This window comes from Kitasatospora phosalacinea (assembly GCF_000716545.1).
In the GTDB taxonomy this organism is placed as follows: Bacteria; Actinomycetota; Actinomycetes; order Streptomycetales; family Streptomycetaceae; genus Kitasatospora; species Kitasatospora phosalacinea.
Genome location: NZ_JNWZ01000072.1, coordinates 1 through 19,284 on the forward strand (window position 1 = coordinate 1; position 19,284 = coordinate 19,284).

Annotated in this window: 14 protein-coding genes; 4 read left to right on the top strand and 10 right to left on the bottom strand. The window is 73.1% G+C overall.

Annotation, left to right across the window (positions count from 1 at the left end):
- A partial coding sequence (locus tag OO48_RS37700; RefSeq protein ID WP_280842437.1) for a non-reducing end alpha-L-arabinofuranosidase family hydrolase occupies positions 1-150 on the top strand: 150 nt, incomplete at its 5' end.
- 97 nt (positions 151-247) lie between these two features.
- Here OO48_RS37700 and OO48_RS28215 read toward each other — a convergent pair.
- The 7 genes from OO48_RS28215 to OO48_RS28245 all read right to left on the bottom strand — a co-directional run bounded on the left by OO48_RS28215 (position 248) and on the right by OO48_RS28245 (position 8,983).
- Complete coding sequence (locus tag OO48_RS28215; RefSeq protein ID WP_033221299.1) at positions 248-1,951, bottom strand: ABC transporter substrate-binding protein; 1,704 nt, start codon at positions 1,949-1,951, stop codon at positions 248-250.
- A gap of 59 nt (positions 1,952-2,010) precedes the next feature.
- A complete protein-coding gene (locus OO48_RS28220) occupies positions 2,011-3,048 on the bottom strand; it encodes an ABC transporter ATP-binding protein (RefSeq protein ID WP_081952440.1) in 1,038 nt (345 codons plus the stop codon).
- Entirely contained in the window at positions 3,045-4,100 is a 1,056-nt protein-coding gene (locus OO48_RS28225) for an ABC transporter ATP-binding protein (RefSeq protein ID WP_033221301.1), read from the bottom strand. The genes OO48_RS28220 and OO48_RS28225 overlap by 4 nt, the downstream gene beginning before the upstream one ends.
- Entirely contained in the window at positions 4,097-5,059 is a 963-nt protein-coding gene (locus tag OO48_RS28230; protein ID WP_051732973.1) for an ABC transporter permease, read from the bottom strand. The genes OO48_RS28225 and OO48_RS28230 overlap by 4 nt, the downstream gene beginning before the upstream one ends.
- A 3-nt stretch (positions 5,060-5,062) precedes the next feature.
- Positions 5,063-6,052 (bottom strand): ABC transporter permease, encoded by a 990-nt coding sequence (locus OO48_RS28235; RefSeq protein WP_033221303.1) that lies wholly within the window; start codon positions 6,050-6,052, stop codon positions 5,063-5,065.
- A 91-nt stretch (positions 6,053-6,143) separates the two neighbouring features.
- The gene (locus OO48_RS28240; protein WP_033221305.1) at positions 6,144-7,586 is read right to left on the bottom strand and encodes a GH1 family beta-glucosidase; all 1,443 of its coding nucleotides are present in this window, start codon (positions 7,584-7,586) and stop codon (positions 6,144-6,146) included.
- A 329-nt stretch (positions 7,587-7,915) separates the two neighbouring features.
- Entirely contained in the window at positions 7,916-8,983 is a 1,068-nt protein-coding gene (locus OO48_RS28245; protein ID WP_209439551.1) for a LacI family DNA-binding transcriptional regulator, read from the bottom strand.
- A gap of 304 nt (positions 8,984-9,287) precedes the next feature.
- Between OO48_RS28245 and OO48_RS28250 the strand changes: the two genes are divergently transcribed.
- Together OO48_RS28250 and OO48_RS28255 are read left to right on the top strand one after the other, a co-directional pair.
- The gene (locus tag OO48_RS28250) at positions 9,288-10,259 is read left to right on the top strand and encodes a glycoside hydrolase family 6 protein (RefSeq protein ID WP_033221306.1); all 972 of its coding nucleotides are present in this window, start codon (positions 9,288-9,290) and stop codon (positions 10,257-10,259) included.
- Between the two features lie 102 nt (positions 10,260-10,361).
- The gene (locus tag OO48_RS28255) at positions 10,362-11,654 is read left to right on the top strand and encodes a glycoside hydrolase family 6 protein (RefSeq protein ID WP_245194836.1); all 1,293 of its coding nucleotides are present in this window, start codon (positions 10,362-10,364) and stop codon (positions 11,652-11,654) included.
- A gap of 470 nt (positions 11,655-12,124) precedes the next feature.
- Here OO48_RS28255 and OO48_RS28260 read toward each other — a convergent pair whose 3' ends face one another.
- From OO48_RS28260 to OO48_RS28270, 3 genes are all read right to left on the bottom strand, one after another.
- Positions 12,125-13,009: a fructosamine kinase family protein gene (locus tag OO48_RS28260; protein WP_245194837.1), complete on the bottom strand. Its 885-nt coding sequence runs from the start codon at positions 13,007-13,009 to the stop codon at positions 12,125-12,127.
- A 142-nt stretch (positions 13,010-13,151) separates the two neighbouring features.
- The gene (locus OO48_RS28265) at positions 13,152-14,300 is read right to left on the bottom strand and encodes a LacI family DNA-binding transcriptional regulator (RefSeq protein ID WP_033221308.1); all 1,149 of its coding nucleotides are present in this window, start codon (positions 14,298-14,300) and stop codon (positions 13,152-13,154) included.
- A gap of 232 nt (positions 14,301-14,532) precedes the next feature.
- Complete coding sequence (locus OO48_RS28270) at positions 14,533-17,637, bottom strand: OmpL47-type beta-barrel domain-containing protein (RefSeq protein WP_051732974.1); 3,105 nt, start codon at positions 17,635-17,637, stop codon at positions 14,533-14,535.
- Between the two features lie 354 nt (positions 17,638-17,991).
- Here OO48_RS28270 and OO48_RS28275 point away from each other — a divergent pair, with 354 nt between their 5' ends.
- Positions 17,992-19,284 carry an extracellular solute-binding protein gene (locus OO48_RS28275; protein WP_033221309.1) on the top strand — a complete coding sequence of 431 codons (1,293 nt, stop codon included), beginning with the start codon at positions 17,992-17,994 and terminating at the stop codon, positions 19,282-19,284.

A 19,284-nucleotide genomic window follows, 5' to 3' on the forward strand; every position in this document is an offset into this window, starting at 1 on the left:
CACGGCGACCTGGTCCGCAACAACCCCGACCAGACCATGACCATCGACCCCTGCAACCTGCAACTGCTCTACCAGGGCAAGTCCCCCACCGCGTCCGGCACCTACGACCAGCTCCCCTGGCGTCCGGGTGTCCTGACCCTGCAGCACTGACCGCTCCGACCGCGGCGGGCGCCTCCTGACGGGCGTCCGCCGCACGGAGAAGGGCCCCGGCCGGTCGGCCGGGGCCCTTCTCCGTGCGGCGGCGGGATCAGTCGCGCGGGGTGAGGTGGAGGATGATGTACTCGTACGCCTGGGAGTTCGGCGAGGGGTTGATGTAGGGGTCGCCCTCGTTCGGCCAGCCCGTGAAGTCGGTGTCGTTGTACTCGTACCAGGCCGCGCCGTAGAACACCGGGACGGCGGGGACGTCGTCCGACATGATCTGCTGGAGGGTGTTCAGCGCGGTCTTCTCGGCCTCGGCGTCGCCCGCGTTCTGGAACGCCTTGACGGCGTCGCGGACCTTCGGGGAGTCGTACTTGCTGAAGTCGCCCGCCGCGACCTGGCCGGTCTCGGCGCCCATGCCCGGGTCGAGAACGTACTGCAGGCGCTGGAACGGGGTGCCGCCCTGGCCCCAGTGGATGGCCGCCTCGTAGTTGCCGGTGGTGATCGCGGTGTTCCAGCTGTTGAAGTCGAAGGCGCCGTTGGTGCTGACGTCGAAGCCGAGCGCGTTCAGGTCCTTGGCCATCGCCTGCGCGGTGCACCAGTAGTCGGAGAACGAGTTCGGGTCGATGATGGTGAACTTGATGGTGTGGCCGTCGCGGGTCCACTTGCCGCCGCTGTCCTTGGTCCAGCCCGCCGCGCCGAGCAGCGAGTCGACCTTGGCCGCGTCGGCCTCCGGCTTGAGGTCGTTCGCCAGCGCCGGGTTGACCATCGCCTGGTCGGCCGGCAGCAGCAGCCCGCCGGAGGAGGTGGCGGGAAGGGCGTAGTCGGTCTCGCACTGGCCCGCGTACGCGCGGCGGTTGAGGCCGGCGCTGATCGCCTTGCGGACCGCGGGGTCGGCGAGCGCGGGGGAGGTGGCGCTCTTGTTGTTGAGCATCAGGGAGACCGTGTTGGAGGCCGGGAAGTACGGCGCCGCGGCCTGGAACAGGTGGTGGTGCTGCGGGTCCTTGCCGACGAAGGTGTTCTGGACGTTGGTGATGTTGTTGCCGGTGAGGTCGATCTCGCCGTTGTTGAGCGCCAGGGTGGCGGCGTCGTTGGTGGCGTAGGCGGGGAAGGAGACGTGCTGCACCTTCGGCTTCTCGCGGAAGGCCGGGTTGACCTTGAAGGTGATGTTCTGCGCGGTGAACTTGTCCACCAGGTACGGGCCGGTGCCGATCGCCTGGTCGGCCTTGATGACCGCGGTGCCCGGGTTGCTGATCGTGGACCAGACGTGCTTGGGCACGATCAGCTGGTTGCCGATGCCGATGAAGTTGGCCTTCTGCGGGCCGTCGAAGGTCAGCACCACGGTGGTGGCGTCCGGGGTGGTGATGTCGCTGGGCAGCGGCGCGCCGCCGGTGTTGGTGGCCGGGTTGGCCTTCAGCATCTCGAAGGTGAACTTCACGTCCTCGGAGGTGAAGGGCTTGCCGTCGCTGAAGGTGATGCCGGACTGCAGCGCCAGGGTGAGCGTCCGGTTGCCGTTCGACCACTCGAAGGACTTGGCGAGCCACGGGATCGGCGGCTGGTCGGCCTTGAGGGTGTTGAACTGGAAGAGCGGCTCGAAGACCAGCGAGCGGGCGTTCTGGGCGGAGATGAAGGAGTTTCCGTCGAAGGGGTTGTAGTTCTCGGTGAACGACGGCATCGGGGCCGACTCGACCACCAGGGTCCGGTCGGCGCCGGCGTCGGTGGACTTCGAACCGCCGGAGTCGGTGCAGGCGGTGGCGCCGAGGCCGACGACGGCGGCCAGGGCGACGGCTCTGAGAGCGGTGGAACGGCGCATGGCAGGGTGCTCCTGGGGTGGGGTGTTCGGGTGGGTTCCGGGTGGTGCGTGAGGGTCGTTCAGGCGGACGCGGTGCCCGCTGCCCGCTCGGGGTCGAGCAGCCAGCAGGCGGCGACCTGGTCGCCCGCGGCGGGCCGCACCGGCGGCGCGGTCTCGGCGCACACCGGCATCGCGAGCGGGCAGCGCGGGTGGAAGCGGCAGCCGCTCGGCGGGTCGATCAGGCTGGGCGGTGCGCCGCGCCCGCGCAGCACCACCGGTTCGCGGCGCCGGGGGTCGGGGGCGGCGCTCAGCAGCAGCCGGGTGTACGGGTGCGCGGGGCTGTCGGTGACCTGGACGGCCGGGCCGGACTCGACGATCTGCCCGGCGTACATCACCACGACGGTGTCGGCGAGGTAGCGGGCCGAGGCGATGTCGTGGGTGACGTACAGGATGGCGAGCCGCTCGCGTTCGCGCAGTTCGTCGAGCAGGTTGAGCACGCCGAGGCGGATCGAGACGTCGAGCATGGAGACCGGCTCGTCGGCGAGCAGCACCCGGGGTCGTACGGCGAGGCCGCGGGCGATGGCGACCCGCTGGCGCTGGCCGCCAGACAGCTCGTGCGGGAACTTGTCGAGGTAGCGTTCGGCCGGGGTGAGGCTGACGCGTTCGAGCAGCTGCGCGGCGCGGGCGTCGAGTTCGCTCCCGCGCAGGCCCTGGTGCAGCTTGAGCGGGCGCCGCAGGTGGTAGCGGATGCTGTGCACGGCGTTCAGCGAGGAGAACGGGTCCTGCAGCACCAGGTGCACCTGGCCGGCGTAGGCGCGCCGGGCCCGCGCGGAGCCGCCCACCGGCTCGCCGTCCAGCAGCAGTTCGCCCGAGGTCGGGGCGGTCAGCCGGGTCAGCAGCCGCGACAGGGTGGACTTGCCGGAGCCGGACTCGCCGACCACGGCGGTGACCGTGCCCTCCGGCAGGGCCAGCGAGACGTCCTCGACGGCGCGCACGACCCGGCCGCGCCGCAGTCCCCCGTGGACCGGGAAGTGCTTGGTGAGGCCGCGGGCCTCCAGTGCGGGGGTGCCCGGGCGCTTCGGGCCGTGCACCACCCGGGTGGTGTCGGTGCTGGTCACGGGGTGCTCCCAAGGACTCGGGCGAGCGGCGCCGGGACGTGCTCGCCGCCGGTGTGCAGCCAGCAGGCGGCCGAGCGGGCCGCGGGCGCGCCGTCGGGTTCGGCGGGTTCGGCGGGTTCGGTGAGCCGGGGGACGTCGTGCGCGCAGCGGGCCAGCGCGAACGGGCAGCGCGGGTGGAAGGCGCAGCCGGCGGGCAGTGCGGTGAGCGCGGGCGGGGAGCCCGGGATGCCCTCCATCCGCACCCGTTCGCCGTGCAGGGCCGGGAAGGAGTTCAGCAGCCCCAGCGTGTACGGGTGCCGCGGGCTGTGGAACAGCCTCTGGGCGTCGGCGAGTTCGACGATCCGCCCGGCGTACATGATGGCGATGGTGTCGGCCAGTTCGATCAGCAGCGACAGGTCGTGGGTGATGAACACGATCGCGAAGCCGAGGCGGTCCTTGAGCTGCATCAGCTCGTCGAGGATCTCCCGCTGCGTCACCACGTCCAGCGCGGTGGTGGGTTCGTCCATGATGACGACCCGGGGTTCCAGCGCCAGCGCCATCGCGATCATCACGCGCTGGCGCATGCCGCCGGACAGTTCGTGCGGGTAGCTGCGCAGCCGTTCCTCGCCGATGCCGACCAGGCGCAGCAGCTCCACGGCGCGCTCCCGCCGTTCGGCGGCGCCCAGTCGGGCCCGGTGGGCGCGGAGCGCGTCGGTGAGCTGGGCGTCGATCCGGGCCACCGGGTTCAGCGCGTGCATCGCGCTCTGGAACACCACCGAGATCTGGTCCCAGCGCACCCGGCGCAGCGTGGCGGCGTCCGCCTCCAGCAGGTCGAGGACGCCGTCCGGGCCGTGGAAGCGCACCTCGCCGCCGGTGATCACGCCGGGGGCGCGCAGCAGCCTGGTGACGGCGTAGGCCAGGGTGGACTTCCCGGAGCCGGACTCGCCGGCCAGGCCGAGGACCTCGCCGCGGCGCAGGGTCAGGGTGGCGTCGGTGACGGCGCGCACGCCGCCCGGGCCGACGCCGTAGTCGACGCACAGGTCGCGGACTTCGAGGACGGGCTCGCCGGTCACGGCTGCGCCTCCTTCAGCGGGACGGGGTTCGACGGCGCGGCCGCGGGGCCGGGCGCCGCGGACTTCAGCACGGGGGTGAGGCCGAGGCGGAAGACCACCCCGCGGGCCCGGCCGGTGCGGGCCGAGGTCAGCCTGGGGTTGATCACCTCGTCGATCCCGAAGTTGACCAGGGCCAGGGCGATCCCGACCAGCGCGACGGCCAGCGCCGGCGGCAGGTACCACCACCAGTAGCCGTTGACGGCGGCGCCCGAGGACTGGGCCTCGTTGAGCACGGTGCCCCAGGTCACCGAGGCGGGGCTGATCACGCCCAGCCAGGCCAGCGCGGTGTACGTGCCGATGCCGTAGATGACGGTGAAGATGAACGCCGACGCCAGGATCGGCAGCAGGTTCGGCACCACCTCGAACAGGATGATCCGCCAGGTGCGTTCGCCGATCACCCGGGCCGCCTCGACGTAGTCGGCCGCGCGCAGCGCCAGGGTCTGCGCGCGCAGCACGCGCGCGCCCCAGGCCCAGGCGGTGAGGGCGATCACCGAGCCGATCAGCAGCGGATCGCTGGTCTCCGAGGGCGGCAGCGGCTTCATGATCACCATCAGGATCAGCAGGCCGGGGAGCGCCAGGAAGATGTTGGCCAGCGCGGAGAGCAGGTCGTCCACCAGGCCGCCGACGAAACCGGCGGTGACGCCGACCACGACGGACAGCGCGCAGGCGAACAGCCCGGCGAGGAAGGAGATCAGCAGGGTGTCCCGGCCGCCGGTCAGCAGCCGCGAGAACAGGTCGTGCTGCTGCTGGTCGGTGCCGAGCCAGAACCGGCCCGAGGGGGCGAGCGGCAGACCGCTGGTGCGGTCGGCCTGCCAGTCGGCGGAGTGCGGCGCGATCAGCGGGCCGACCACGGCCAGCAGCAGGAGCACCAGCAGCAGGGCCGAACCGGCGAGCACTTTCGGGGAGCGGAGGGCGCGCATCGCTCAGGCCTCCTTGCGGGCACGGGGGTCGAGGGCGACGTAGGCGAGGTCCGCGACCAGGTTCACGGCCAGCACGGTGAAGACGACGACCAGCAGGATCCCCTGGAGCAGCGGGTAGTCGCCGGTGAGGATGGCCTGGTAGATCTGCCAGCCGACGCCCGGGTAGGTGAAGACGATCTCGGTGACCAGTGAGCCGGTCACCACCAGGCTGATCGACAGGGCGAAGTTGGAGATGGTCGGCAGGATCGCGTTGCGCGCCGCCACCGCGGCCACCCGCCACTGCGGGAGCCCCTTCGCGGCGGCGACCAGGACGTAGTCCTCGTCCATCGTGGTGATCATCATGTTGCGCATGCCGATCACCCAGCCGGCCAGCGAGGCCAGCACCACGGTCAGCGCCGGCAGCGTGCCGTGCTCGATCACGCTGGTGACGAACGGTCCGTTCCACCCCGGCGTCAGGTGGGCGTGCCGGCCGATGTCGTAGCCGTTCTGGTAGGGGAAGAAGCCGCCGAAGTAGCCGAGGGTCATCATCACCAGGAAGGCCAGGATGAAGTACGGCACCGACTGGAAGAAGGTCGCGGCGGGCAGCAGGCCGTCCAGCAGCCCGTTGCGCTTCCAGCCGACGACGATCCCGGCCAGCGTGCCGACCACGAAGGCCAGCGCGGTCGCCGTGCCGACCAGGCCCAGCGTCCACGGCAGGGTGCTGCCCAGGATGGAGGAGACCGGCGCGGACTGCGAGGTGGACAGGCCCAGGTCTCCGTGGAGCAGGCCGGACAGGTAGGTCAGGTACTGGCTCGGCAGGCTGTGGTCGGCGCCGGTGCCGTACTGCGCCTCCAGCGCCCGGATCGCCGCCGGGTCGAGGTTGGCGCCGCGCAGCTTGGCCAGCGCGTTCTGCAGGGCGCTGCCGGGCAGCAGCCGGGCCAGGAAGAAGTTCAGGGTCACCGCGGCGAAGCCGGCCAGCAGGTAGAAGCCGAGGCGGCGCAGTAGCGTCCGCATGCCGATGCTCCCTTCGGGGTCCTCGGGCGCCTCTGGCGCGTGGGTGGTCGGTGCGGCCCGACGGCCGCGGGACGGGTGGGGCGGAGCACGGTCACAGCGAGCGCGGGACGGCGCCCGTGCGGCACGCCCGGCCGTACCAGTACGCGCTGTTCTTCGGGGTGCGCCGCTGGGTGGGGAAGTCGACGTGCACCATGCCGAAGCGCTTCGCGTAGCCGTACGCCCACTCGAAGTTGTCCAGCAGCGACCACAGGAAGTAGCCCGCCACCGGTACGCCCGCCTCGATCGCCTGGTGCACCGCGGTCAGGTGCTGGTGGACGAAGGCGATCCGCTCCCGGTCGTTCACCACGCCCTCGGGGGTGACGTAGTCCTCGCAGGCCATGCCGTTCTCGGTGATGATCACGGGCAGGCCGGGGCGCTCCAGGTGGATCCGGTCGAGCAGGTCGCGCAGTCCGGTCGGGTCGATGCTCCAGTTCATCGCGGTCAGCTCGCCGGGCGGCTGGTGGAAGGCCACGTGCTCGGCGCCGGGCCAGGGCGAGTGGTCGCTGCGGCCGTGGCAGTCGTCGCGGGAGGCGCCGCTGCCGGAGACCACCGCCGGGGAGTAGTAGTTCAGGCCGAGCTGGTCGATCGGCGCGCCGATCGCCGCCAGGTCGCCGGGGCGCACCAGCCGCTCCCAGTCGACCAGGTGCGCGGTGTCCTGGTAGAGGTCCGCGTCGTAGCGGCCGCGCAGCACCGGGCTCAGGAAGATCCGGTTGCCGACCGCGTCGATCCGGCGCACCGCCTCCTGGTCCTCGGGGCTGTCGGTGAGCGGCCGCACCTGGTGCAGGTTGAGCGAGACGGACAGTTCGGCGGTGCCGGGCAGCGCGGCGCGCAGCGCGGCCGCGCCCCGGCCGTGCGCCAGGTTCAGGTGGTGGGCAGCCTTGAGCGCGTCGGCCGGGTCGGTGCGGCCCGGGGCGTGCACGCCGGAGCCGTAGCCGAGGAAGGCCGAGCACCACGGCTCGTTCAGCGTGGTCCAGTGCCGCACCCGGTCGCCGAGGGCGCCGGCCACCAGGGAGGCGTACTCGCCGAAGCGCTCCGCGGTCTCCCGGACCGTCCAGCCGCCGGCGTCCTCCAGGTGCTGCGGCAGGTCCCAGTGGTAGAGCGTGGCCAGCGGGGTGATGCCGGCCGCCAGCAGTTCGTCCACCAGCGCGCGGTAGAAGTCGAGCCCGCGCTCGACGGCCGGGCCCCGGCCGGTCGGCTGCACCCGGGGCCAGGCCACCGAGAAGCGGTACGCGGTCAGCCCGAGGTCCTTCATCAGCGCGACGTCCTCGCGCCAGCGGTGGTAGTGGTCGACCGCCAGGTCGCCGGTGTCGCCGCGGTTCACCTTGCCCGGCGTGTGGCTGAAGGTGTCCCAGATCGACGGGGTCCGGCCGTCCTCGGTGGCCGCGCCCTCGATCTGGTAGGCCGAGGTGGCGGTGCCCCAGAGGAAGTCCGGCGGGAAGTGGAGGAAGTCGTCGGGCTGGGCCTCGACGGCCCTGCGGTCCTGGACCTCGGTCATTGCGGGAGCGCTCCCATGCGTTCGAATCGGAAGCCGCCGCGGGGTCTGAACGATGCGCGCGGCGGGCAGGTAGGAAGGAGAGTCTTGCTGGAAGCTGGAAGCGCTTCCAGGGTGGTGCCGGAAGTTTCTGGCTCGTCAGGTGCGTGTGTCAAGAGTTTGAACAGCCGATACCGGAATGAAACTGGAAGCGCTTCCAGTCGTGACCGGAGCCACCCGCCGGGCGGCGCGGCATACCGGGGCGTCGGACGGCGCGGCGGGGCCGGGCCGCCGGGCGCGGACGGTCGGGCCGCCGGGCGCGGGGCGGCCGGATCACCGGGTGCGGGGGTGGGTCAGACCCCCGTCGGCACCGTCGGCACCGTCGGCACTATCGGCCCCGCCGACGCGTCCGGGGCGGACTCGCGCACGGTCAGGCGGGTCGGCAGGATCAGCGGGCTGGGGTCGTGCCCCTCGATGGCGCCCACCAGCATCCTGGCCATCTCCCGCCCCAGCGACCGCACCGGCTGGTGCACGGTGGTGAGCGGCGGGGCGGTGTGCCGGGCGCTGGCCAGGTCGTTGAAGCCGATCACCGCGACGTCCTCGGGCACCCGCAGTCCGCGCGTGCGCAGCGTGCGCAGCGCGCCGATGGCCATCGCGTCGGAGGCGGTGAACAGCGCGTCCGGCGCGGGGTGGGCCGCGAGCAGCCGCTCCATCGCCGCGGCCCCGCCGTCCTCGGTGAAGTCGCCGGCCTCGATGCCGAGCAGCGGGACCCCGGCCAGGGCCAGGCCCTCGGTGAAGCCCTGCTCGCGGGCGACGGCGACCTGGGTGTCCACCTGACCGGTGATCATGACGGGCCGGCGGCGCCCGGTCCGGACGAAGTGCTCGGCCGCGAGCCGGGCGCCGCCCCGGTTGTCGGCGTCCACGTACCAGCGCGGCTCGCCGGTGAGCGGCAGGCCGCCGAACACCACCGGGAGGTCGGTCTGTTCGGCGAGCCGGCCGAGCGGGTCGTCGCCGCGCAGCGCCATCAGCATCACGCCGTCGGCGCGGCGCGAGCGCAGCAGCCGCTCCAGCCGGTCGCGCCCGCGCGGGGTGTTGGCCAGCAGCAGGATCAGCTCCAGGTCGGTCTGCTCCAGTGCGGCGCTCACGCCGACGATCACCTCGGCGAAGAAGGGGTCCGCGAACAGGCCCGGCTCGTCGCTGGAGACCGCCAGCACCACCGCGCCGACCCGGCGGGTGGCCAGTGCCTGCGCGGTCGGGTTGGGGACGAAGCCGAGTTCGCGCACCGCGCGTTCGACCGCCTCCCGCTTGGCCCGGCTGACGTGCGGGGCGTTGTTGATCACCCGGGACGCCGCCGTGCGCGAGACGCCGGCGCGCTGGGCCACCTCGTCGAGAGTGGGCATGCGCTTGGGTGACGGCTCCATGGAAACGGCTGCTCCTCGGGCTGCGGGGCGTCGGACAGGGGTCATGATTCCACGGCAACCGCAGGCCACGGAGCCCGCGGAGAGCGGAACCCGCCACGGTCCGGCCATGGAAACTGGTAGCGCTTCCAGCGTACTCCCGCCACCGAAGGGTGACAGGGGTCGAAGCGGGGACGGCGGACACCCCTGGTGCAGGAAGTATTGACACAGCTCTCCCCCGGGCCCAATCATCCCAATCACGCGATTCGATTCGCGCGAAACTGGAAGCGCTTCCACTTCTCCGCCCCCACCCACCGGAGGAAGAACCATGCGCAAGTCCACCCGAGCGTCAGCCGCGCTGCTGGCCGGCCTGCTCACCGCCGGCCTCGCCCTGGTCGACGCCGGCCCGGCGTACGCGGCCAACCCCACCACCATGACCAGCGGTTTCTACGTCGACCCGGACAACTCCGCGCTGCGCTGGGCCAACGCCAACCCCGGCGACGGCCGCGCCGCGGCGATCCGCTCCGCCATCGCCAACACCCCCTCGGCCCGCTGGTTCGGCAACTGGAGCGGCGACATCGGCGCGGCCACCGGCGCCTACGTCGGCCGCGCCGACGCCTACGACAAACTGCCCGTCCTGGTCGCCTACAACATCCCCAACCGGGACGTCTGCGGCGGCCAGTCCGGCGGCGGCGCGGGCAGCCGGGCCGCGTACGACACCTGGATCGCCGCCTTCGCCAGCGGCATCGGCAACCGCCCGGCGGTGGTCATCCTCGAACCCGACGCGCTCGGCGACCAGAGCTGCCTGACGCCCGCCCAGGTCTCCGACCGCAACGCCATGCTGAAGAACGCCATCGCGCAGTTCAACGCCAAGGCCCCCAACACCTGGGTGTACCTCGACGCCGGCAACCCCGGCTGGATCAGCGCCTCCACCATGGCGCAGCACCTCGCCGCCGCCGGGGTCGGCGGGGCCCACGGGTTCTCGCTGAACGTCTCCAACTACTTCACCACCGGCGAGAACACCTCCTACGGCAACGCCGTCAACAGCGCGCTCGGCGCGTACGGCTACACCAAGCCGTTCGTGGTCGACACCAGCCGCAACGGCAACGGCTCCAACGGCCAGTGGTGCAACCCGGCCGGGCGCCGGATCGGCACGCCCACCCGGACCGGCGGCGGCGCCGAGATGCTGCTGTGGATCAAGGAGCCGGGCGAGTCCGACGGCAACTGCGGCGTCGGGGCGGGCTCCTCGGCGGGGCAGTTCCTGCCGGAGGTCGCCTACAAGATGATCTACGGCTACTGACGCCGCGCCGGAAGCCCACCGCGCCACCGCGCCACCGGTCGGGCCCGGGGAACCGCTCCCCGGGCCCGCCACCCCCGACACCCGCCCCATCGAAGGAACACCGTGCGCACTCCCCTGCACCGCGCCGCCCTCCCGGCGAGCGCCCTCGCACTGCTGATCGCCGGCGCCGTCCCGGCCGCCGCCGCCGAGCCCCGGCCCGCCCCGGCGTCCCACACGCTCGCTCCGGGCACCCGGTTCTACGTCGACCCCGACAGCGACGCGGCCCGCCAGGCGCTCACCGACCTGAAGCACCACGACCCCGCCGGCGCCAGGGACATGGCGAAGCTGGCCAGTTGGCCCGAGGCCGCGTGGTTCACCGGCGGCACCCCGGCCGAGGTCGAGTCCCAGGTCCGGGACCTGGTGCGCCGCGCCGAGCGCGCCAAGGCGGTGCCCGTGCTGGTGGCGTACGACATCCCGCTGCGGGACTGCTCCCAGTACTCCGCCGGTGGCGCCCGGTCGGACGCCGACTACCGGGCCTGGATCGACGCCTTCGCCCGGGGGCTGGGCCGCAGCAAGGCCGTGGTCGTGCTGGAGCCCGACGGGCTGGCCAACCTCCCGGCCGACTGCGCCCCCGGCGCGGACCCGACCGGCGAGCAGACCGCCGGCCGGCTCGCCGACCTCAACCACGCGGTCGACGCGCTGGAGCGGCAGCCGAACAGCGTGGTCTACCTGGACGCGGGCAACAGCCACTGGCAGAGCGTCGGCACCGCGGCGCAGCGCCTGATCGACGCGGGCGTCGACCGCGCCCAGGGCTTCTCGCTGAACGTCTCCAACTACTTCGCCACCGACCGGTCCACCCGCTACGGCACCTGGGTCTCGCAGTGCGTGTGGTTCGCCACCAAGGGCCCGGACTGGGCCAGGGGCCACGCCGACTGGTGCGCGAGCCAGTACTACTCCCCCGCGGCGCCGAACGACGGGCAGCCGGGCGGCGCGGTCGACGTGGAGGACCCGTCCACCTGGCACTGGACCGACCAGTGGTTCCAGCAGAACGTCGGCAGCCCGTCCGCCGGTGAGCTCGCCCACTTCGTCGTCGACACCAGCCGCAACGGCCGTGGCGACTGGAAGCCCCCGGCGGGCAAGTACAGCGGCGATCCGCAGACCTGGTGCAACGCCCCCGGCAGCGGGATCGGCGACCGTCCGACCGCGGACACCGGCGTGCCGCTCGCCGACGCCTTCCTGTGGATCAAGACCGTGGGCCAGTCCGACGGCCAGTGCAACCGCGGCGTCCCGGGCGGCACCGTCGACCCCGAGTACGGCGTCGTCGACCCGGCCGCCGGCGCGTGGTGGCCCGAGCAGGCCGGGTCCCTGGTGCGCAACGCCAGTCCGGCGCTGACCTTCAACCCCGCCCGGCACTGACCGGCCCCGTTGCACGGCCGGTCGCCGCCCCTTCCCGCCCGGAGGGACGGCGACCGGCCGTATCCCTTCGCGGGCCCGTGCCCGCCGCCCGGCGGCCTACCGCCCGCAGAGCCGGGCGGGCGTTTCCGGCGGCCGGGCGAGCACCTCGGAGAACGCCGGCCCGGCGGCACCGATCAGCACGGTGTCGTCGCCCAGCTCGCCGACCCGCAGGCGCAGCCGTTCCCGGACGGCGGCCGGCGCGTTGGTGTTGATCCGGCTGCGGACCTGGGCCGGCGCCGAGCCGGCCCCGACCCGGTGCAGGGCGGCGCGCGGTGACGTCCCCCAGGTCGGCGGCGGGTCCCGGTCCGTGGGCTCACCCTCAGGAGCGCGGACCGGGAGCCGCCGGAGGTGCGCCGAAGGACAGGCGGCACCGACACCCGAATGTTAGCGCTCACAAAAAGCCTGTCAAGATTCCCGTGGGTCGGCCGGGCTCAGTGCCGCTGCCGGAACGGGGCGAGGGTGGCGCGCACGAGGTCGGCGGCGCCCCAGTCGGGGTCGAACTGGGCGATCACGGCCAGGTGCTGGCGCAGTTGGAGGATCGGCGCGCGTGCGCGCCAGTCGCGGTCGAGCCCGGTCAGTTCGGTGTAGCGCTCGAAGAACACGTGCGCCTCGGGCGGCGGCGCCGTCGTCCACAGGTGGGCCAGATCGACCTCGGCCCACGTGTACGACACTGCCGGGTCGATCAGCGCGGGCCGCCCGTCGGAGGCGGCCATGACGTTCGACGCCCACAGGTCGCCGTGCGTCAGGCAGGCGGGCCCGGCCGGCAGCAGTTCGGGCAGCCGGTCGCACAGCCGCTCCAGCGCCGCCCGGTCCGCGGCGTCGAGCGCCTCCCGGACGCGGCGTTCGCCGAGCCAGCGCAGCAGGCGGTGCCGGGCGAAGAACTCGAAGCCGTCGTCGTGCCAGGTGTTGACCTGCCGGCGGCGGCCCAGCCAGTTGTCCCGGTGCCAGCCGAACCGGGGGTGCCGCGTGGTGGTGTGCAGGCGGGCGAGCTCGTGCGCGAGCCGCTCCCAGAAGGGCTCGGAGGCCGGGCGGGGTCGCAGCACCGACAGCACGAGCACGTCGCGGTCCGCGAGGACGACCTCGGGGGTGGCGAGGCCGCCCGCCTCGCGCAGCGCGGTGAGCCCTTCGGCCTCCGCGGCGAAGGCGCCGTCCGGCGGCGGCCCGCCGAACGCCTTGACGAACACCGACGTGCCGTCGGCGCGGCGCGCGAGTCCGGCGACCGCGGCGAGTCCCCCGGCGACCGGCTCGACCGCGACGACGTCGGTCAGTCCGGCCGCGTGCAGGCGTTCGCGCAGGAAGGGCATCGGGTCCGTCACGGGTGTGCTCCTGTCGTGGTCGGCGTCGACGGCGGTGGCTCCGGGCCCGGACGTCGGCGGGGCGGACGCCCGGCACGGCGGCAGTGGCCCGGACGCACCGGTCGGACGGCGGGGCTTCGAGCGCGACCGCGGGGGCGTCGGGCTACCGGTTCGGCCCCGCTCCCGCCGCGCCGGCTCCCGGCGCACCCGCGCCGGGCCCGCCCGCTCCCGTCGCGTCCGAGAACAGCGCGGCCGCGCTGCCCACGCCCGCACCGGGCCGCCGTCCGCCCGCCGTGCTCGCCCTGACCACCAGCTCCGGCCGGACGCTCACGTGGGCGAGCGGGGCGGCCGGCTCGTCGATCAGCCGCAGCAGCATGCCGATCCCCTCCCGGCCGACGGCGGTGAAGTCCTGCCGGACGGTGGTCAGCGGCGGCGTGAGGTAGGCGCCCTCGGGGAGGTCGTCGAAGCCCGCCACCGCGACGTCCTGCGGGATCCGCACCCCGGCCTCGTGCAGCGCGTGGACGACCCCGAGGGCCATGTGGTCGTTGGCGGCGAACACCGCCGTCGGCCGGGAGCGGGCCCCGCGGCGGAAGACCTCCGCCACCTTCCGGCCGGCCGCGTGGCCCGAGGCGGGGCTCCAGTCGCCCGGCAGGTGCGGGGGCACCGGCAGCCCGGCCGCCTCCAGCGCGGTGCGCCAGCCCTGGAGGCGGCCCTCCGCCTCGATCCACTCGCCGGGCCCGGCCACGTGCCAGATCCGGGTGTGGCCCAGCGACAGCAGGTGCTCGGTGACCGCCCGTGCCCCGGCGAACTGGTCGACTGCCACGCCCGGCAGGTCGAGGTCGTGGCCGCCCTCCACCGTCACGATCGGGAACGGCTGGGGCAGCCGGGCCAGCGCCGCCACGGCGTGCCGGTGCGGCGTCATCACCACCACGCCGTCCACCCCCCAACTGCCCAGCCGCTCCAGGGCCTTGCCCAGGGCGTGCTCGGTCAGCTCCTCCAGGCCGACCGACGCCACCAGGTAGTCCTCCCGCCGCGCCGCCCGTTCCAGGCCCGCCAGGATGCTGGCCGGACCGAACAGCGTCGTGTTGGCCGCCACCACCCCGATCGTCCGGCTGCGCCGGGTCACCAGCGTCCGGGCCGCCGAGTTCGGCCGGTAGCCCAGTTCGGCGATCGCCTGCAGCACCCGCTCCTTGGTGGCCCCGCGCACGTTGGGGTGGTCGCTGAGCACCCGGGAGACCGTCTGGTGGGACACCCCGGCGACCTGGGCGACGTCTGCCATCGTCGGCGGTCGCCGCTCACCGGTCTCTGCCATGGTTCTCCCGTCCCGCCCGGCCCAGGCCGGGCCAACTAACCCGGCGTCCACCCTACTGGCCCTCCGCGCCGGGTGTCCCGCGCCTTCCCGGCGGACGTCTGACGGTGCGCCGGGAACCGGCGGCGCCCGGCCCGGAACGCGGCCGCCGGCCGGACGGGGTGCGTCCGGCCGGCGGTCGGGGCCCGGCGGCTGGCAGCGGCCCGGGCGTGCTGCCCGGGCCGCCGGGCGGGCCCTACGGGCGGTCGGTGACCGCCAGGGCGGCGCACTGGCCGGTCGCGCCCCGGGAGGTGTGGTTCACCGCTCCGCCGTCGACGGGCGCGGGGTCGTTCCCGGTGCAGTCCAGGACGCCGTCGACGCCGTTGCCGGAGACCAGCGGCGCGCTCCCGGTGTTCCGGGCGAGGTTCAGCGACCTGGCGAAGGCGTTGCCGACCAGGCTGATCCGGCCGGTGGTGCCGGAGAGCGTCGCGTTCCCCTCGAAGGTGCTGTCCTCGGCCACCACGGTGTTCCCCCGGTGGACGTTCAGCGGCCCGCGGACGGTGCTGTCGACCACGACCAGGACGGCCGTGTCGTCGACCACCGTGACGGTGCCGACCTCCGCGCCCTTCACGCAGGTCGTCCCGCCGGAGACGACCAGGGCGCTGCGGCTCCGCCCGGTGACGGTGCGGGTGCACTTCGGCACCACGTCCACGGTCGCGGTGCCGGTGGCACTGCGGTTGCCCGCCCGGTCGGTGGCCCGGTAGGCCAGGGTGTGCCGGCCCGGCGCGCCGACGGCGACGGTGCCGGTGTACGGCCGCCAGTCCCCGCCGTCCGGGGCGTACTCCAGCGCGCCGGGGCCGGAGCCGGTGTCCGCGCCGGTCAGGGTGAGGGCCGCGGAGCCCTCGTACAGGTGGCCCAGGGTGGGTTCGGACAGGTGCGCGGCGACGGTCGGGGCGGTGGAGTCCCGCTTCACCGCGAGGCGGGCCTCCTCGCTGGTGTTGCCGGCGCTGTCGGTCGCCCGGTAGCCGAACGCGGTGCTGCCCTCGGGCAGTTGGACCGGGGTGTGGTAGGGCTGCCAGACGCCTTCGCCGAGGCGGTACTCGATGCCGGCGACCCCGGAGTCGTCGGTGGCGGACAGCTCGACGGCCACCGGGCCGGTGAACCAGCCGTCCTGTCCGTCGGGCGCGGCGGGGGTGGTGCGCGCCGTGACGGCGGGGGCGGTGCGGTCGAAGCCGAAGCGCCAGTCGTCGACGTCGAACAGTTCGCCGGTGCCGGGGCCCTGGGCGACGAAGAAGACGTCGTGCACGCCGGTCACCCGGGTGGTGAGGTCGGTGCGGACCTCGGTCCAGGCGCCGGTGGACGAGGCGGGCACGGTCAGCGTGCCGACGGGGGTGCCGGAGGCGTCCGGACCGTCGAGGCGGACCTGGATCCGGCCGCCGGCCTTCGGCAGCACGTCGGCGGCCAGGGTGGTGGCGCCGTCCGGGCCGAAGTCGACGCCGGCCAGCGAGGTCCACTCGCCGTCGTGGACGTTGGTGAGCTTCTGCTCGCCGGTGGTGTCGGTGCCGGTCGGCAGCACCCGGATGCCGGACGAGGGCGCGTAGGCGTCCTGGATGCCGGAGTCCCAGGCGATCGTCTCGGCCTCGATCCGCCGGTGCGCGTCGAGCGTCCCCTGCTGGGACGGGCCGCGGTAGGTGCCGGTGATCGGCGCGATGGCGCCGTCGGCGTTGACCGTCACCTTGTCGATGTGGGTGGACCGGTAGCCGTGGGGCTTGTCGAGGGAGCCGCCGGCGACCAGCGCCGACTGCACCGTCTGGGTGTGGTAGGTGATGTAGGTCTGGCCCTTGAACTCGAACATCGCGTGGTGGTTGTTGCCGCCCGCGCCGAAGAAGGAGCCGGGGTTGTCGAGGATCTGGCCCTGGTAGGTGAAGGGGCCCATCGGGCTGTCGGACACCATGTAGGCGATGTTGCCGTAGCCGATGGTGTGGCCGTCGATGGTGCTGGAGTGGCTGAAGTTGGTGCAGTAGCTGTAGTAGTACTTGCCGTTGATCTTGTTGATCCCGGAGTCCTCGAACACCGCGGGCGCGTCGATGGTCGCGGCCGCGCCGACCGTGCTGGTCATGTCGTCGCCCAGCTTGATCACCCGGGTGCTCCTCGGGTGGTCGGTCCCGCCGTTGGGCACGCCGCCGCCGAAGTAGAGGTACGCGGAGCCGTCGTCGTCGACCAGGACCGCCGGGTCGAACATCCACACCACGCCGGCGGTTCCGGGCGTCGCGCCGCTCACCAGCGGCTTGCCGATCGGGTCGGTCCACGGGCCGACGGGCGAGTCGGAGGTCAGGACGCCGATGCCGCCGCCGCTGTTGGCGAAGTAGAGGAAGAACTTCTCCTTCCCGTCGACCGTCCGGTGCGCGGCGGCCGGGGCCCAGGAGTTGGAGGCCCACGTCGCGGCACCCGGCGCGCCCGCGACCTTGACCTGGCCCTCGTTGGTCCAGTTGACCAGGTCGGCGGAGGAGATGACGGTGAGCGTCTTGATCTGCCCGTAGCCGTTGTCCTTGATGTTGCCCGCGTCGTCGTACTCGTAGGACTGCGTGACGCCGCCGTTCGCGTCGTAGGCCGATCCGTCCGAGGTCATGTACTCGTACACGCGCCCGTCGTAGACCATCGCCCACGGGTCGGCCCCGTACTGGTAGTCCATCAGGGGGTTGGCGTTGCCGACGGTCTTGGCCGGCGCGGCGTGGCCGGCCGGGTGGGCCGCCGAGGAGTCCGCCTCCGTCAGGGAGACGTCGTCGGCCTCGAAGTCCATGAGGTTGGCGTGGGGGGCGCTCGCCGGGTCCTGGACCCAGGGCGTCTCCAGGAAGAGCTGCGCGGTGCTGACGTCCTGTCCGGCCGGGACGGTGAACGTGCCGCGGACGAGCCCCCACTGGCCGCGGGGCACCGTCACCGTGCCGAGGTTGGTGTAGGTGGCGCCGCCGTAGTGCATGGTGGCGAAGAACTGCTTGGCCGCCGGGGCCGCGGGGTCGTCGTACTTCACCCGGGCCGTGACGGTGTAGCTCCGGCCGGCCTTCACCTTGCCGGAGACGTCCTGCATCGGTCCGGAGCCGGTGGTCCTGCGGCCGGTGACGAGCACGGCGGCGGATCCGGAGTAGGCGTCGGCGGTGATCGACAGCGCCGCGCCGTCGGTGGGGTTCCCGTGGTTGGCCGACCAGTTGGCGAGGCCGCTCTCGAAGCCGCCGTTGACGACGAGTTCCGGGGCGGCCGCCTGGGCGGGCACCGCCGCGGCGACCAGGCCGGGGGTCAGCAGGGCGGCGGCCGTCGCGATCGCCGCGGTTCTCCGCCGGGTGGCCCTGAGCCAGCGTCTGTACATGGACATCCTTGGGTGGAGGGATCGGCCCCCCATGTTGTTAGCGCTAACAAAACCTGTCAAGCCTCGTAACAGGACGCCCGGGCCGCAGACTTCGAAATGTTTCGGTGTTATCCCCCCGTAATCTGCCGCAACTTTCGGATACTTTTCGGAAACAAGTTATTGACGGCCGCTCCGCGGCGAGCACATACTCTCCAGCATTCGAACCGCCCCTGCCGACCGCCTCACGCCCGGTCACACCGGTCCACCCACCCGCGACCGGGCCGCAGGAGCCGCGGCGATCCCCACCTGACGTGCCTTCACTTCGCCCACTCCCACCCGGGTGCCCCCGGCGACGACAGACAGGAAGTCCCCACGATGACGAGAAAGACCCGCCGCACGGCGGCCGCCGCGATCGCCCTGGGCATCACGCTCGCCGTCACCGGCTGCGCCGGCGGCAGCGACGGGAGCGGCGGCTCGTCCGACGGCAAGGTCACGCTGACCTTCTGGGAGAACGCGCAGCCCGGAGCGGGCGCCGAGTACTGGAAGAGCGCCGTGGCGGCGTACGAGTCGCTGCACCCGAACGTCAAGATCAACATCCAGACGATCCAGAACGAGGACCTCGACGGGAAGCTGCAGACCGCGCTCAACTCCGGTTCCGCGCCGGACATCTTCCTGCAGCGCGGCGGCGGCAAGATGCAGGCCATGGTCCAGGCCGGCCAGGTCCAGGCGCTGGACCTCACCGACGCCGACCGGGCGAACGCGGGCGCGGCGGCCATCGCCGGGTACTCGATCGACGGCAAGGTCTACGCGATGCCGGTCGACACCCAGCCCGAGGGCATCTACTACAGCAAGGACCTGTTCAAGCAGGCCGGCATCACCGCTCCGCCCACCACCATGGACGAACTCCGGGCCGCCGTCGACAAGTTGAAGGCGATCAACGTCGCGCCGATCGCGGTGGGCGCCAAGGACGCCTGGCCGGCCGCGCACTGGTACTACAACTTCGCCCTGCGCGAGTGCAGCCAGGACACCCTGAAGAAGGCCGCCCAGTCGCTGAAGTTCAGCGACCCGTGCTGGACCAAGGCGGGCGAGGACCTCGCCTCGTTCCTGGGGACCAACCCCTTCCAGCAGGGCTTCCTGACGACCTCCTCGCAGCAGGGCGCCGGCTCGTCCGCGGGCATGATCGCCAACCACAAGGCGGGCATGGAGCTCATGGGCAACTGGGACCCGGGAGTGATCGCCAGCCTGACCGCCGACCAGAAGCCGCTCCCCGACCTGGGCTGGTTCCCCTTCCCCGCCGTGCCCGGCGGCCAGGGCGACCCGGCCGCCATCATGGGCGGCCTCGACGGGTTCTCGCTGTCCAAGAAGGCGCCGAAGGAGGCCCTCGGCTTCCTGCAGTTCCTGGTCACCCCGGAGCAGCAGAAGGCGTACGCCAAGGCGTTCGTCGCCATCCCGGTGAACAAGGAGGCCCAGGCCGGCATCACCGACGACTACAACGTCTCGGCGCTGCAGGCGTTCAACAAGGCCCCCTACTCGGTGCTGTTCCTCGACACCGAGTACGGCCAGAACATCGGCAACGCCATGAACACCTCCGTGGTGAACCTGTTCGCCGGCAAGGGCGGCGCGGCGGACATCGCCAAGGACACCAACGCCGCCGCCGCGAAGGGCTGA

Bases quoted from the DNA above. Each gene is read 5' to 3' on its own strand.
- OO48_RS28215 (WP_033221299.1), bottom strand. From the start codon at position 1,951: ATGCGCCGTTCCACCGCTCTCAGAGCCGTCGCCCTGGCCGCCGTCGTC.
- OO48_RS28230 (WP_051732973.1), bottom strand. From the start codon at position 5,059: ATGCGCGCCCTCCGCTCCCCGAAAGTGCTCGCCGGTTCGGCCCTGCTG.
- OO48_RS28235 (WP_033221303.1), bottom strand. From the start codon at position 6,052: ATGCGGACGCTACTGCGCCGCCTCGGCTTCTACCTGCTGGCCGGCTTC.
- OO48_RS28240 (WP_033221305.1), bottom strand. From the start codon at position 7,586: ATGACCGAGGTCCAGGACCGCAGGGCCGTCGAGGCCCAGCCCGACGAC.
- OO48_RS28245 (WP_209439551.1), bottom strand. From the start codon at position 8,983: ATGGAGCCGTCACCCAAGCGCATGCCCACTCTCGACGAGGTGGCCCAG.
- OO48_RS28250 (WP_033221306.1), top strand. From the start codon at position 9,288: ATGCGCAAGTCCACCCGAGCGTCAGCCGCGCTGCTGGCCGGCCTGCTC.
- OO48_RS28265 (WP_033221308.1), bottom strand. From the start codon at position 14,300: ATGGCAGAGACCGGTGAGCGGCGACCGCCGACGATGGCAGACGTCGCC.
- OO48_RS28270 (WP_051732974.1), bottom strand. From the start codon at position 17,637: ATGTACAGACGCTGGCTCAGGGCCACCCGGCGGAGAACCGCGGCGATC.
- OO48_RS28275 (WP_033221309.1), top strand. From the start codon at position 17,992: ATGACGAGAAAGACCCGCCGCACGGCGGCCGCCGCGATCGCCCTGGGC.